The following is a 14,738-nucleotide window of genomic DNA, read 5'->3' on the forward strand; positions in this document are numbered from 1 at the left end:
GGATGAGATTACACTCCACAAGGCAGCCAAAGAAACATTTTCAAAATTTCCTAAGGGCAAAATCCCAAAAGTCAAAGACCTTAATGAAGAATTTAACAGGCTGCTTTTAGAGAAAAAAGAAGCCTATAGCGAATACAAGAAAATGAAAAAAGAAATGCGTGATTATCAGATAGCAAAACAAAATGTGGATATGTTTTATGCAAATGAAAAGAATCTCAGGGATGAAGAAGAGCTAAAGAAAAAGAGGCAGACACAGAGATAAGCAGACAGGGCAATCATCAGAATAGAAACCGGTGGCTGCCCTCTTCTTTTATATTTTCAGCCTGTAAGAAATTTTTCAGCACTCACGAAGTGAGGGTGTAGCTTGACATCTTAGATGTCATTTTAAGGGGATTGGGGATGTTCCCCAACAAGCAAAAATGCGCTCGTGTGTGTACGAGGGCACTGCTTGCGAACTTGCACCAAGACTTAGATACAGAACTTGAAAGAGCTGGATTTGTTAAGATAATAAGGAAAACAGAAACTTTAATTTGAAAGGAAAAATAGGATATGAATTACGAAATAATTAGGGATAAAATTGAAGATATGGTAAGCAATAACCACAAAGATTTTGTTAAGGCCGTAATAAGCATGGAAAAAGGCATCAATGATGAAGATGCCTTAGACAAGTTGTATGATGCCTATATGGAAAATGATTCAGCTAAGCTGCTTAATGAGGAATTTGATGTAATGATTGAAGAGTTAAGAGAGCAGGGACAGATAAAAGATATTCCTTATACTAGGAAAGAAAAAGATGAACTTGTGGACATAGTCGGAAATATAGCAGGCAAGGTTGATGTGGTTGAAAGAGAAAATAAAAAAGGGAAAACATTCAAGGTTGTAAATTTCTCTGTTGTATCAAATGATAGCCTAGGGAATAAAGTATATCACAGCTGCTCTGCTTATGGAGAAAAGTGCGATATACCTAAAACATTTAAGCAGGGGGATTTTGTAAAACTTTTCGGTCAGGTTAGAATTTCTGCTGATGGTAATGGAAAGGAATATAGAAATGTAAATATACTTTCATCAAAGCTTTTAAAGGCTAAGGAACAAAATAAGGAGATAACTGCTACATCAGAAAAAGAGAAGCTTAACAATGGCATTATGGGAAGGGAAAAAACAGAGAGAGAGTCTGTAAAAGATGCTATTAAGAAGTATAAGGGTAAAGATAATGGAATGCCACAGTCCAGGAAAGAAATAATAAAGGAAATGAAAGATAAATATCTTATTGATTAGTTTTATAAAAATCAGAATTAAAACTATTTTGTATTTAGAAATGTTGTGACAGGCTATATGCTGTTTTTACAAGATTGGAAATTATAGTTAATAGTAACAAAGTATATGAATTAAAATTCTTTAATGAAAAGAGTTAAGGTGGAAATAACAGTTTATTACTGCTATAATCTTCTAAATAGAATTGAAATATGTAGATTTTAAAAACTAAGGTTATAATTTGGGTTACTGAAAAAGAGCAATATTACAGATAAAAGCATAATTAGCCAGAGGAGGAATGTATGGGAGGAAAATTTACTGATAATTTCAAGGACATTCTTAAGGAATTTAGGGAATATTTTAGATTAAAGTATTATCAGGTTTATCATGGCTTATGTTCTGAAGAAACCGGGAAAAAATATGAAAGTGGAGAACTGAGTCCTGATTTATTTTTATTTTTGACAGTGCTGGAAAGGTTAGGCATATCAAGTGAAAGACTTGAAATTATATTACCTGATGAGCATCATGCATTTCTTTTATGGTATGAAAGCTGTATTAATTATGCGGAAGAGAGAAATATAATAAAGTTCAATGCAGAGAAAGAGAAATTTAGCAGCCTGTATATTATTAATACAAAAATTCAGTCTCAACAAAAAGAATTTATTGATTATATATATCACAGGTTTTTTGAAAAAAATTTAGAAAAGGCATACCATCATATTGTGAGAGCTATTCAATATACGATTAAAGACATTGATAAAATAATAAATGAAAACTGTTATTTATCAATGTTTGAGTGGCATATTCTAACGAATTATTTTGATGTTTTGTATGAATATAAAAAACAAGATAAAGTAGATATTTCAAAGAAAATCTATGCATTCTCACAATATTTACTTAAACTACCAGTTGACGACTTGATAAAAGCAAATATAGTTCCAAAACTTATTCTTATTGTGCTAAGGCACGATAAGGAATTTTTGACAGTATCAGGCAGACTAGAACTATTAAATAATATTTTAAAAATGTCAGTAGGCTACATGAGAATAAGAGAAATACCTGAAATTTTGCGTCTTTTGATACTGGAAGAACCTGCATATCATAAAAAAAATACCTATATTTTTTGGAAAAGCTCATTGGAAGCTGTATTTGGATTATGTGGTTTAAAATTGGATTTTAGAATAGAGATTTTTAGTAAAAATATAAAATATCTTGTGCTTAGCGACATTTTGAAACAAAAAAGAAAGAGATTGGGTATGACAATGGAGGAAGTCTGCGAAAATATATGTGATGTTAAAACTTATAGGCGAATGGAGAAAGGACAAGGAATTTCTCATAAAAGTATTTTGAAGGGGATAGCTGAAAAGCTTGAGTTAAAGTTTAGGTATTTTAGGACAGAGGTGGTTTCAGATGATGTCTATACACTTTTTCTTGCCAATGAATGCAGGAGGTTGTCTGCTATTTGTGATGTAAAAGGCTTAAAAATAAAGTTTGATGAATTGAAAAAAAGACTTGATACAGATGATGTGGCTAATAGGCAGGAGATTGAGTTTATAGAGCTTATCCTTAAAGATGATATAGATGAAAAAGAAAAAATAGAACAGCTTTGGAAGATATTTTACTACACAAGCCCTCAATTTACTGAAGAAGATTTCCTTTTGATAAAGGAGATTGAGATACTTACCTATATTGCAAACACTATGAACCGGGTATTAGAGAAGATTATAATCATAGAAAAAATTTTAGAAAGTGAAAAAAATAGGAAATGTCTTGATTGTTATGCAAGATTAGCAGTTCCTTTAGTGAGTTTAGTATGTGCCTATAAGAATAACAAAGAATATGATAAAGCTTATTCTTTGGGAATGGATTTTTTGAAAAGGAGCTTTAAGAATAATGATGCAAGTTTCCTGCTAAATATTATTGACTATCTTTCTACAATTGAGGAAGAAAATGGCGATATAAAAAAGGCAGAAGAACTTTGCAGGCACCTTTTTTATATCGCTGAACTATATGAAAAATATAGCGATACTAAAATGATAAAGGCTTATTATGAGAGAGTATTTAACCCTAAAGAAGCCTGGTACTTCTTAGGGTTATAAGAATTAACACTTACAGGCGGAAGAGTAGTTTTATCTTCACAAATTGTAAATTTGACAGATGGTCTGGATATGTCGTCCGAATTAGTTTTAGTAAAATTTTGAATGCAACAGACACAGCATAATGCTAAGGAAAGAGCAAAAAATAGTTTAATTTTTTTCATAATCGTTACCTCATTTCTTTTATTATATAGGTTAATAGTAAGTGCAAATAATTGTAGCATGAGGATGGAGTATTCAACAGGGCATTGGTACACCTGTTTTTAAAAAAAATAGGTGTACCAATGCCCTGTTTGGATTAAAAATGTTGTGCTATACTGCAAAAGAGATGTATGTTGTTTGTATACATTTTAATCTTACAATGTGTAAGTTCAAACATAATACAGAAAGGATGTGGATGTCTATGAAAATTAATGCTTTATTTATAAAACTCTTATAGTTTTGCTTTATAGTTTGGCTTATATACATAGTAAGCAGAAAGAAGACTATCAAAGTGGTAAAAAAATCTAAGAATGCATATTGGTTATTAATTGATGACAAGTACTACATATTTAATTCTCAGACATTAACAATGTTTGAAGTTGGAAAAGATTATATCGATGCCATTAATAAAGATAGGGCGTCAACAGAAGGGCATCTAAGTGAGATAGACAATGAATTGCTTTCTAATGGCTTTTTGGTAGACGATAATACTTATGAAAATCCGATTGCTAATCGAATACAAAGGTATGAAACAGCATCTAAGGCAGACAAGAGTTTTATAAGTTATTTACGGATATCGTTAACCGAAAAATGTAATATGGCTTGCAAGTATTGTTTTGTAAACCATGAGTTTGGAGAACAAAAAGAAACAATGAATAGGTTACGTTTTCTGAATATTATGAATGATTTCGTTTCCCACAATGAAGGGAATAGTGTATCTGTTCAGTATTTTGGTGGTGAGCCATTGCTTAGGATGGATTTAATTGAATTAGGAAATGGTATACTTAAGAATGCAGTTAATGAAGGGAAAATAGTATCAGCATATCAGGAAATAGTAACAAACGGCACATTGATTGATGATGACAAGATAGCTTTCTTCAATGAGAGTGAAATTAAAATCACAATAAGTCTTGATGGCAGACTTGAAATTAATGATATTAATAGAGTATTCGCAAATGGGCAGGGAACCTTTATGGTAGCCACTCGGTATTTCGAAAAACTTCGTAAAGTAAATGGATATTTATCAGTTTTGCTTACTCCGAATGGTGATAATGTTGAAATTTTGTCGCAGTCAATTCAGTACCTTGTTGAACATCTATGTGTTACTGAAGTATCTGTAAATACACCACAACCTTGTGATAAAGGCTGGGAAACCGATGGAGCTGTTTTAGCGAGAGAGATTCAAAAAAGCATTCTCTATTGTAAGGAAAAGGGAATTTCATTTAATAATCCGGCAAATAATATGTTGTACTTGTTGCAACACCATGAGTTACAACGTTATTCCTGTATGAATTTTTCTAGAGAAGACAACATAAATATTTATGGTGTTTATATAGGTAGTGATGGCACTATATCCAATTGTGTTGTAAAAAAATCAAATGAAAGGTATACTCATTTTGATGATGCACTCAATAATATTCTTGAAAAGAAATGGGCGTTTCATCCGAGTGTTTTATCTAAATGCAATCACTGTCCACTTATTAATGTATGTGGTGGATCTTGTGAAATAGAACAACATATATGTAAAGGGGGATACAACCCTGAAAAATGTAAGTTTATGTTAAGTATGTTTCAGTGGGTGCTGACTACATGATGAATAAGATAGGTAATTGTTAAATGTTTTCTTCGTTTACCTGTGACAGAAAATGCAGAGACGAGAATAAAATTAAGGTCATTATTCAGATAAATATCTGAATTGACATAGATTGTAACATTTTAGGCGTACTTAAATAAGCCAGACAAAGTAGTATGACAATTTAATACTTTTTTAGGCAATTAAAGGCTTTAAGCTTCTGATATATTTTGGACACTTCATACTGTGTGCAACAATTGCGGTAAGCTGGCTTGCGATTCCCGCGAGAAATACATCAGCCTTTGCAGTAACGTGATTACGTGTTCTGCGTCCGGCAATACACATATTGATTTTGAAATGGTTGATTGTACGCTCAATGGTTGTCCTGACTTTATAGAGGGAATCCCATTCATCGGAATCTTTCTGTATACCCGGAAACATACGGAAGTCTAAGTTTTCATAGGTATATGTGGTTCTGCCTTTTTTTGCATTGCTGCATGGACTTTTGCAGTCACATATCCATTGTCCTTTGGACATATGCATTTTAGGACATCCCCATTTGTAACGGTCAGCCCGTCCTTTTTCGTGACACAGTCCGAGATACTTCATATCTAAGGAAGAATCTTTTGGACAGGTAGGATAGCCGTAAGAATTATAGCCTACTTTGTCAAGGTTGCTTTCATTTCGAGGATTATAAGGGATAAGAACCTTTGAGAAATGAAACTCATCTTTAAGGAATCCGTAAGTATCAATGGTATCAAAAGCAGAATCACCAAGGAAGGTATCCGGCTTAAAGTGTGGATGCAGTGCAAAGAAATCAGAAAGTATAGGTTTTAGTGAAGTGGAGTCGCCTATAGATTTATCCTCATCAGGCGAATCGGATTTCTTTTCGTCAGGTATTTCGGGATGTTTATACCTGAAGCTGTCATCGAGGAAAGCTATATGTCTTATTATGCCGAGTCCGTTAGTAAGGATGGTAAATTTATCCGCATAGCAGAAATGCCCGTTAATGTATTGCTGTTTAGCATCAGGAGAGGAGGCTGCCCTTGAAGGCATTAATCCGTAAGCCATTTTGTAAGGGTCAACCTCAGGTTTGTCTTTATAATAGGCTTTGAGCTTACGTATGAGAGTGTTTAAGGCTTTAGAATTGTTCTCGGCAACGTAGAGTTCAATCCATGATGTATAAAAGGCAAGTATGTCGGATAGGGAAGAATCTACAGCCTTACAGATTGGTTCGGTAAAGTCCAAAAGTTTGTTAAACATGTCTTCAATAAACGGAAGGAAGTCCTGTTTGAAGCGGGTAAGTAACGGAGCATCGGGAACTTTGGTAAATCCGCAGAAGTCTCGGAGTTCCTTACAGAGCTTTAAGAAAATGATAAGCATTGAATCTGTAGGTATTGAAAAAATCTTCTGCAGGATAAGAGCTGAGAGGAAGCCGGTAAGAGGGTAAACTCGCTTACGTCCGAGAGAACGGTAAAAGGCACTAAAAAAGGAGTCAGGTATGAAAGAACTTATGTCAAGGTGTTCCTCAAGGAGATCAAAGAAGGAAGGCACATAATCTATAAACATATCCTGACAATCAGAAAAGATTTCCTTAAAAGAAATCTGGTGAAACTTATTAGACATAAATTTTCTCCTCACTTGTTTAATTTGTTTTTGTGGTGATTACATTTTATCACAAGTGGAGAGAAAATTTATATAGAAACAGTAATAAAATCCATTAAAATCAATGGGTTTGGCAATTTAACAATTGCCTATGATGAATAAGAAGAAAGGAGAAAAAATGAAAGAAAAAACTTTAGATTTTACAAACATTTCTTATGGTGATGTATGCATGAGATCAAGAAGTAGCAGTGTAGCGCTATATGATAAAACAGAATACGAAGAATTTGAAGAAGAGCTTCTTGCTGCTTTAGAAGAAGTAGTTGAAGAAAAAAATTAAGGCCAATAGTAAAAGTTTTCAAGGTAATGTAAAAACGAGGCAGGTATGTATTTACTTGCCTCCCGTTTTATGTGAATGGTTAGGTATTAAAATGAATAATGCTGAAATAGATGAAATACTTTTGTGTATTTTTCAGTTTTACCCAGGGCTTGCTGGAGAATATGGTAAAACGATTTACTCATTAGGAGATTATTCTTGTAAGAGTATTAATGAGTTTTTAATAGCTCTTTATGGATATAAAAAGAGTTTGAAAAAGGATATAGATGTAAATTATCTTGCTATTAAGATAATCAATGATAGAATATATGAACTTGTGACAGAAACATATAAGTCTCAAACATATTTTTATTATGGCAGAACATTTTTAACACTTTTGGAATCTTTATCAACAACTCAAAATATTGATATGAATAAACAACTGTTTCAAAAGCGATTGGTGTTTCTTGTGAAAATAGTTTCTCAAGCATATGAGAACTTAGATAATCAACTGTTATCTAGAATTGAAATTATGTCAACAAGAAAACGATTCATAGATACATGCCAAAAGATTGAAAATATCGCAAGTGATTTGGTTAATGAAAGCTACTATAATGCAAAAGCGATGTTTCAGGATTTGCTAGATGATAAACTTAAATTAGTAAAGAGAATTCTTCCTTATGTGAGAAAAGAAGAATTTATACATAGAGTCGAAAGGTCTTGCGATAGTTTATTTTCTGTAGAAGATATTAATAAGCAATTGGTTAATTTACTAAACAATTTGAGTATTGAGAAGAAATCTCTAGAATGTGACTGTAGAACTTCGTCACAAATTCAAATAACCAATGATTATTTGAATGATTATATAAACTCCATCGTGGATATGTTTGGTTGCTTGGATAAATTCGGGAAAAAAATTGATATCTCGAAAATAGTAGTATCGAATACGAAGTACAAATTTCAAACACAAGATTATCGTGCATTAATTAGCTTCGCTTATGAAGAAACACTTCAATTTTATATTAATACTAATTCAGTTGATGATGAAGATCAACTTATGAATACAGTTATTCATGAAATCATTCCTGGGCATTATTTTATGTCATTATTTTATACTGATAATGAGAATAGGTTTTTTAAAGAAACTTCATTTTGGGAAGGATGGGCTCTGCTTTGTGAGTATCATTCATTATTTATTATAGATAGTGAATCATATCGAAATAAAGTATCACGTAAGCTAATTAGCGAAGTATTAGTTGGTATTATTAGTTTTAGATTATGGTATTGCAGACAATCTAAGGAAGAAATAGTTTCATGGTTAATGAATAATTTTGGCATTCAAAAGGATGTCGTTAATAAATTATTTCTTACTGCAATACTGCAAGATGAGGAGAGAATGCCATACTATGTAGGATTTTCTGCATTTTGCATTATGTATGATCAGCTAGGTTTTGAAAAACTATTGGATAAGGTTATGTTATCAGGAGCTTCATTTTATCATTTGAACAAAGCAATAGATTATAGGAGAACAAGATGAGTGAAAAGACTAAAATAGAGAAATTTGCTGTATTAGTTGTTTTATATACGGTAGTTATGGGATTATTTCAAGTAGCGGATTATTTTTATGGAGTATCATACATGATTATTTTAAATTCGCATCTTTCAGTTGGAAAGATATCTATACTGGTTGGGATTCATGAGATTTTTCTACTTGTTTTTGATTTTCCTTCAGGAGTAATATCTGATTTTGTAGGACGAAAAAAGACAGCATCTATTTCATTGATATTTTATGGTATAGGTTTAATTTTGCTGACTTATAGTACTTCATTTATCATGCTAATTCTTGTTTTTATTCTTTTAGCTTTTGCAAATGCTATGTTTTCCGGTTCCCCACAAGCTTGGTTTTATGATATGTTAATTAAAGAGGATAGATTGAAAGACAGAGATAAGATTCTTCCTCGCATTGGCGGAGTTGTTAAGGTTATGTCGCTTTTTTCCTCATTATCGGCTGTTGCATTAATGGCTTTAGATGTTAGATTGCCTCTTTTGATTGGAGGGATTGCTGTAATAATCGCAGGCATAACCTTTCTTATCTTTTTTGAGGATAATCGTGGAAATATTGAAAATAGAAAGTTTTTTGAAGTATTTACAAAATTTTCAAAAGAGTTCCTTACAGATAGGCGTATGAGAGGAATGATAGCTTTCGAAATATTCGATTATACTGCTTTTTCACTTTTTATTTTCGTATGGCAACTTTTTTTGCTGAATCGGTTTCATATGACGGAAAAGATGATCAGTATTTTGTTTGTATGTTTTACATTAACGATGGCAGTTGGTAGTTTTTTGACTTCTTTTTTCTTAAAATACATGAATGGATTTACATTATCTGTTATAGGCAAGATTGGTATAATTATTACTTTTATTATAGAATGTTTAGCTGATAATATTTGGTTAGTTTTGGTCGGTTATATCCTCTTCGAGTTTTTCTTTTCAGTATCATCTGCATCTACAGGTTTATGGAAAAATGATTACATATCGAGCAATAATCGTGCTTCATTTTATTCGGGAATATCGTCGGTTAAGTCGCTTCTTTTTGTCTTGCTGACATTTTGCCTTGGGGAAATAATAGGTAAATTAGGATATGAAATTGTTTGGGGGTTGGCTGCTATAATAGAGTTTCTTTCTGTGGTTTTAATGATTAGGTTTATAAGAAAGTTTGGTGACCAAAAGGAGACAAGTTGTGTTGAAGAATGAATCAATTGTTTTATATAGTCACGAATATGAAAGAGAAGCTCTGTCGATTAGTAGTAGACTTTCGTTTCCTTTAGATGGTAAAGTGAAATTTTGTGAGATAAATTCCCAATTTATCCCATATGCAGAAAATAATATATTAATATATGGTAATGGAAAGATGGGTGAATTTAATATAATAGTTATTATTTTTCCTCTTTTTTATGAAGATTCAGAAGAAATATATCGAAAGCTTAGCAGTATTGAACGAATCAATGGACTTGTATTAATGGTATCGGTACCGGACAAGCGCTTAATATCAAAACCTATCTATACGAAGTTACAAGAAATATACATGAAATCTTCTGCTATTGATAAAACATTATTATTAGCAAAAGCAAACCGATACTTGGATATATTAGCTGATAATACATGTTTTACATTTATAGATCATAGAGGAAGCAAACTTCATTTTTTTCGTGAATCTTCAATCTGGACGGATGTGCTTAACGACAATAAACAGGGAGTTTTTCAAATTCCTGGAGGTGAAGTTTTTTTTGCTATTAGAAATTATAGTGCAAATGGTGAAATTTATATTGGTATTAATAAATATATGGTTGTTAATAATGTGCTATTAAGAGATGACAATTATGATGATAATGTAGGACTAGTGATTTGTGAATTTGGACTTGGGTTGAATGAATTTGTACCACGATGCGTAAGTCTAGAAATTGCAGAGAAATCCTATGGAACTTGTCATTTTGGTTTTGGTAACAATTGCACCTTTGGAGGAATGATTGATGAAGGATATCATTTTGATGTAACTTATAGTTCTTTTTCACTGTATAGTAGTGATAAACTTCTTATTAAATTTGAATAGAGGAGTATGTTTTGTTACTTTGTTATCATATATCTAATAATCAACTTACAGTAGTGAATGATGTTTTTATCCATAACAAAAAGAATACAGTATTTTATCTTGAATCAATCCTAAAATATTATAAATATATTACAGGATTGAGTTTAACAGTGGATATATATCTTTATGATGATATACCAGCGATGAGTATAAGCATGAAAGAAAAAATTTATTTTCGATCTTCTTTAATTGATATCAAAGATGTTGCAATGTACTTGTATTTTCCACATGAGATTTTTCATCAACTAATTGGGAATGATGTGAAGTTTGTTGGTGATGGGCGGTTATGGATGCTTGAAAGTTTTACAGAGTATTTACAGTTACGTTATATAATGCATAAAAATAAGAACTTAGCTAATAGGTATATTTGTTTTATTTTAGAACGATATAAGGATAATATTTCGAATGATGTTCCTATCATTGCCATTAATGATGAATCGTACGAATTACAAATCGTTGCTACAATAGAATCAAGAGGTGTTTTGTTATTTCATATTTATTTTATGAATGTGGATGATTTTCACCTTAAAATGATGCTTGAGAAGTTAGCTATTGTTAAGAATGTTAGTATAACAGTTTTTTTACAGATTTGTTGTGAGATAGGTATAAATGTTGAAAGACTTAGTAGTGATATTAACAACATTGGAAACTATGAACAAATTAAGGCAGGTATATATGAGAATTATATTTGAATTAACTCAAAAATGTAATATGAGATGTAAATACTGTTTTGCAGAAAAGAATAGTCTAGAATACATTTCTTTGGAGGATATAGAGAGAGTATGTGAGGAGGTTTCTGCTCAAAGTAAAATAGATTATGTTACTTTTACTGGTGGAGAGTCATTGCTATACAGTGATTTAGATAAAGCAATACAAATCGCACAAAAGTACACAAATCATATTCTCCTTTTAACAAATGGTCTTCTTTTAAATAATGAGAAGATTATAAGCTTTTTATCGAAATATGGAGTTGAAGTTCAAGTAAGCTTGGATAGTGTTGTTTCAAACTATCACGATATTGTCCGTGGCAATAAAGATATAATTATTAGTAACATATTAAAGTTGAGAAATTCAACTTCACTTACTATTGGAATTGTATGTGTAATTTCGAGTATGAATACAAAAGAGATACCAAAGTTGATTTCATTTTGTAAAGCAAATTCACTTAGCTTGGATTTTGAACTTATTGATATTGATAAAGCAAACGACTTATCCTTGGAATGTTTAAGTGATAGAGAAATATCTGAGATGCTTGAAAATCTTTCTCCATGGGGGGAAAGAGAACAGAACATACTGAAATATAAATTGTTTAAAATATTGTTTTCAAAGAAGAACTTCAAGCCATCCAAGTGTTTTGGTTGTAGAAATACAGTACTAATACGTTCGAATGGCATTGTTAGCTCATGCTTTCATAATACAAAGCTGCAGTTTGGAAATTTAAAAAATAGTAGCATCATATTAAATGCAATGCAAAAGATGAAGAAAATATATGAAGTTGATTGCTTTTCGTATAGTTGTTTAGGAAGTTTTTTTTAAGATATGGGAGTGTTTTTAATGAGAGTGATTGATTGTATTTTGGATAATTTAACTATTCATGGTTTTGTGTATGATGGGTTCAGAAAAATGTCAGCATCAGAGCTCAAGTGTTATGTGTCTTATTATTCATCACAGTTGGATAAACTAACAGGTGTTAAAAGAGTAACTTTTGTTGCAAATAATGATGTTCAAACTTTAGCCCTTATGCTAGCATCAATGAAGTCAGGAAAAACCTTTTGTCCGTTGTATCAAGGTTTATCGTATGATAAGATTAGATTAATTGCAGGTGAAACAAATGCTAGTATTATAAATTTTTCGGATCAAGAAGAATATAAATTTAGCCAATTATTTAGGGAAAAGATAGTATTAGATAATGATTTATCAAATTTTGATCCTTATTTTGAAGATAGTTTTGCTGTTCAACAGAAGAAATATAGTGATGAAGTATACATTGTTTATACATCTGGGACAGAGGGCAACATTAAGGGGTGTGTTATTAGAAATGATAGCTTGCTGAATTACTGTCAATACATATGTTCATTAGTACATTTATCAGATAAAGATATATCACTGGTTACTACATCAATAGCATTTGATTTAGCATATACTGCTATATTTCCTATCCTACTAGCGGGAGGTAGTATATGTCTATTCCCAAAGGATTCACGGATAGTTAATGATTTGGCCGACTATATCTCTAACAATGCTATAACGGTTATGAAGACAACACCTAGTATATTAAGAATGCTATCAAAATCACCGAAAGTCAAAGAGTTGAAAACTTTACAATATATTTTTAGTGGTGGAGAGCCATTTGATTTTTTTGCCTGCAAAAGTCTTAATGAATCTCTTGATGGCTGTACTTTTTTTAACCATTATGGACCTACAGAAGCAACAATAGGTTGTTGCGTTGGAATTGTAGATTTCCAAAAAGATTATGAAGAAGCTATAGCAGTGTATCCTATTGACAATGTTTCTATAAATATTAAGAATAGCAATGGTCAAGAAATTGAATGTGGAGAAGAAGGAACATTGGTTATAAGCGGAATATGCCTTGGGAGATATCTGCAGTCCCCAAAGAATCAATTCAATGACATTTTCTATACACATGATATTGCACATTATACCAATAATGGTGGAATCATTATTGATGGTAGAATTGATAATGTCTTAAAGATTAATGGATTTAGAGTGAACACAGAGACAGTAAGCAACTATATTAGAAATTGTGAGTTTATAGATGATGCAGCATGTGTATTTGATTATGAGAACCGATTGTTTATATGTTTTTATGTTTCACAAATTGAAGATGTAGATTTTATAAAAAAAGAACTTACCAATGGTTTATCTCAATATGAGATGCCTTCAATATTTTATAGGTGTAGTGGTCTCCCTCGAACAGACAATGGCAAAATAGAAACTAATAATTTGTTGCAACACTATAAGATGGAATTCAGGGCAAAAAATTGTCGTGAGTTAATTGAAGTGTATCTAGGTAAGGAGTATAATCTTATGAAAGATAAAAGAATTAACGATTACCTTTCATCAATAGAGTATATTGAGTTGCTAGCTGTGCTTAGTGATATGATGCTAATTGATTTTTTTTCAACAGACAATTACTTTGAAATATTTTCAGATATTTACAATTTCTGTATGACTAAGTCAAATGAAAAAACGAAGAATATTATTATGGATAATTCATGGATTTTGCTTGGTGGAGGAGATAACGGTATCGACGGTATTCGATTCGAATCTGAATCACTTTCAAAAATTTTAGGTACTATTGTTTCTAAGGAAAAAAACCATGTTTTAGCATATACGCTTCATAGTTCAACGCCACAGGAATATGGTGAAATACTTCGTAAAATTTTCGAACAAAATAATTGTATCTTCGATCTTGTATCCGAATCAGACATTAATGATTCAAAGAAAATGGCGGATAAAATAGAAACAGCTGATATTCTATATTTTGGTGGAGGTGACTACTTTAAACTTATTAATTCATTAAATCATTTATTGGTTCAAGAGCATACTGTTGAAAAAATATCAGAAAGTAAAACAATTATTGGTACTTGCTCTGGAGCAGGGATATTATGTAAAGAATTTTTTGCAGATGCATTTGAACATAATATCTCAGCCAAACAGAGATTTGGTTTTGAGAAAGGATTAGGTCTTATAAATTTTTCTTTATCTATGCATTTTTCATCGGAGCCGCACCGTACTGTTGAGCTTTTTAAAGAAATGAAGCAGAAAAATTATGTAAATGTCTTGGCTTTCGAAGATGGGGCTAGTATATGTATTCGAAACAATAGCGATTATGAACTAATTCCTGTAGATGAAAGTTCAAAGGTTTATCTTTTATCGTCGGATAATGGTGTTATACATAGAAAAACACTGTCTAAAAAAGGTAAATTTATATAGAACTTGTGCCATTTTGAGTAGATTGAATATTCTTGTGCGGCGGAGCCGCCAGTCCGGTGTGGCGAGAGTCACCATTCCGGACTGACAGAGCCA

The 14,738-nt window shown here is 31.7% G+C and carries 12 protein-coding genes and 1 pseudogene; 12 read left to right on the forward strand and 1 reads right to left on the reverse strand.

The genetic code is table 11. The features are described 5' to 3' along the window. From ACTTKP_RS03720 to ACTTKP_RS03740, 5 genes and pseudogenes are all read left to right on the forward strand, one after another. Positions 1 to 262, forward strand: a pseudogene (locus ACTTKP_RS03720) (relaxase/mobilization nuclease domain-containing protein); the annotation flags it as partial. A gap of 137 nt (positions 263 to 399) precedes the next feature. After that, positions 400 to 534, forward strand: a complete 135-nt coding sequence (locus tag ACTTKP_RS03725) for a hypothetical protein (RefSeq protein ID WP_442552558.1) — start codon at positions 400 to 402, stop codon at positions 532 to 534. A 15-nt stretch (positions 535 to 549) separates the two neighbouring features. Beyond that, a complete protein-coding gene (locus ACTTKP_RS03730; RefSeq protein WP_442552559.1) occupies positions 550 to 1,275 on the forward strand; it encodes a DNA-binding protein in 726 nt (241 codons plus the stop codon). A 278-nt stretch (positions 1,276 to 1,553) separates the two neighbouring features. Continuing rightward, positions 1,554 to 3,350, forward strand: coding sequence for a helix-turn-helix domain-containing protein (locus ACTTKP_RS03735; protein ID WP_442552560.1), 1,797 nt, complete (start codon positions 1,554 to 1,556; stop codon positions 3,348 to 3,350). 490 nt (positions 3,351 to 3,840) lie between these two features. Beyond that, entirely contained in the window at positions 3,841 to 5,142 is a 1,302-nt protein-coding gene (locus ACTTKP_RS03740; RefSeq protein WP_442552561.1) for a radical SAM protein, read from the forward strand. Positions 5,143 to 5,316: 174 nt separating this feature from the next. Here ACTTKP_RS03740 and ACTTKP_RS03745 read toward each other — a convergent pair whose 3' ends face one another. Next, positions 5,317 to 6,747 (reverse strand): transposase, encoded by a 1,431-nt coding sequence (locus tag ACTTKP_RS03745; protein WP_442552562.1) that lies wholly within the window; start codon positions 6,745 to 6,747, stop codon positions 5,317 to 5,319. Positions 6,748 to 6,904: 157 nt separating this feature from the next. On the opposite strand from ACTTKP_RS03745, the gene ACTTKP_RS03750 reads away from it, so the two are divergent. Genes ACTTKP_RS03750 through ACTTKP_RS03780 form a run of 7 tightly spaced genes read left to right on the forward strand, consistent with a single transcriptional unit; the run spans position 6,905 to position 14,645 of the window. Further along, positions 6,905 to 7,063 carry a hypothetical protein gene (locus ACTTKP_RS03750; RefSeq protein WP_442552563.1) on the forward strand — a complete coding sequence of 53 codons (159 nt, stop codon included), beginning with the start codon at positions 6,905 to 6,907 and terminating at the stop codon, positions 7,061 to 7,063. Next, entirely contained in the window at positions 7,047 to 8,576 is a 1,530-nt protein-coding gene (locus ACTTKP_RS03755; RefSeq protein ID WP_442552564.1) for a hypothetical protein, read from the forward strand. The genes ACTTKP_RS03750 and ACTTKP_RS03755 overlap by 17 nt, the downstream gene beginning before the upstream one ends. Beyond that, positions 8,573 to 9,793 carry an MFS transporter gene (locus ACTTKP_RS03760; protein WP_442552565.1) on the forward strand — a complete coding sequence of 407 codons (1,221 nt, stop codon included), beginning with the start codon at positions 8,573 to 8,575 and terminating at the stop codon, positions 9,791 to 9,793. The genes ACTTKP_RS03755 and ACTTKP_RS03760 overlap by 4 nt, the downstream gene beginning before the upstream one ends. Beyond that, complete coding sequence (locus tag ACTTKP_RS03765) at positions 9,780 to 10,649, forward strand: hypothetical protein (protein ID WP_442552566.1); 870 nt, start codon at positions 9,780 to 9,782, stop codon at positions 10,647 to 10,649. Before ACTTKP_RS03760 ends, ACTTKP_RS03765 begins: the two co-directional genes overlap by 14 nt. Before the next feature lie 11 nt (positions 10,650 to 10,660). Beyond that, on the forward strand, positions 10,661 to 11,380 hold the full coding sequence (locus ACTTKP_RS03770; protein ID WP_442552567.1) for a hypothetical protein: 720 nt from the start codon (positions 10,661 to 10,663) through the stop codon (positions 11,378 to 11,380). Beyond that, positions 11,364 to 12,224 (forward strand): radical SAM protein, encoded by an 861-nt coding sequence (locus tag ACTTKP_RS03775; protein WP_442552568.1) that lies wholly within the window; start codon positions 11,364 to 11,366, stop codon positions 12,222 to 12,224. Before ACTTKP_RS03770 ends, ACTTKP_RS03775 begins: the two co-directional genes overlap by 17 nt. A gap of 18 nt (positions 12,225 to 12,242) precedes the next feature. Continuing rightward, entirely contained in the window at positions 12,243 to 14,645 is a 2,403-nt protein-coding gene (locus ACTTKP_RS03780; RefSeq protein WP_442552569.1) for an AMP-binding protein, read from the forward strand. Positions 14,646 to 14,738: the final 93 nt, after the last annotated feature.

The sequence above is a fragment of the Catonella sp. genome (assembly GCF_052169795.1).
In the GTDB taxonomy this organism is placed as follows: domain Bacteria; phylum Bacillota; class Clostridia; order Lachnospirales; family Lachnospiraceae; genus Catonella.

Excerpts from the sequence above, each read along its gene's own strand:
- ACTTKP_RS03730 (WP_442552559.1), top strand. The coding sequence starts at position 550 with ATGAATTACGAAATAATTAGGGATAAAATTGAAGATATGGTAAGCAAT.
- ACTTKP_RS03780 (WP_442552569.1), top strand. The coding sequence starts at position 12,243 with ATGAGAGTGATTGATTGTATTTTGGATAATTTAACTATTCATGGTTTT.
- ACTTKP_RS03760 (WP_442552565.1), top strand. The coding sequence starts at position 8,573 with ATGAGTGAAAAGACTAAAATAGAGAAATTTGCTGTATTAGTTGTTTTA.
- ACTTKP_RS03775 (WP_442552568.1), top strand. The coding sequence starts at position 11,364 with ATGAGAATTATATTTGAATTAACTCAAAAATGTAATATGAGATGTAAA.
- ACTTKP_RS03745 (WP_442552562.1), bottom strand. The coding sequence starts at position 6,747 with ATGTCTAATAAGTTTCACCAGATTTCTTTTAAGGAAATCTTTTCTGAT.
- ACTTKP_RS03750 (WP_442552563.1), top strand. The coding sequence starts at position 6,905 with ATGAAAGAAAAAACTTTAGATTTTACAAACATTTCTTATGGTGATGTA.
- ACTTKP_RS03735 (WP_442552560.1), top strand. The coding sequence starts at position 1,554 with ATGGGAGGAAAATTTACTGATAATTTCAAGGACATTCTTAAGGAATTT.
- ACTTKP_RS03725 (WP_442552558.1), top strand. The coding sequence starts at position 400 with ATGTTCCCCAACAAGCAAAAATGCGCTCGTGTGTGTACGAGGGCACTG.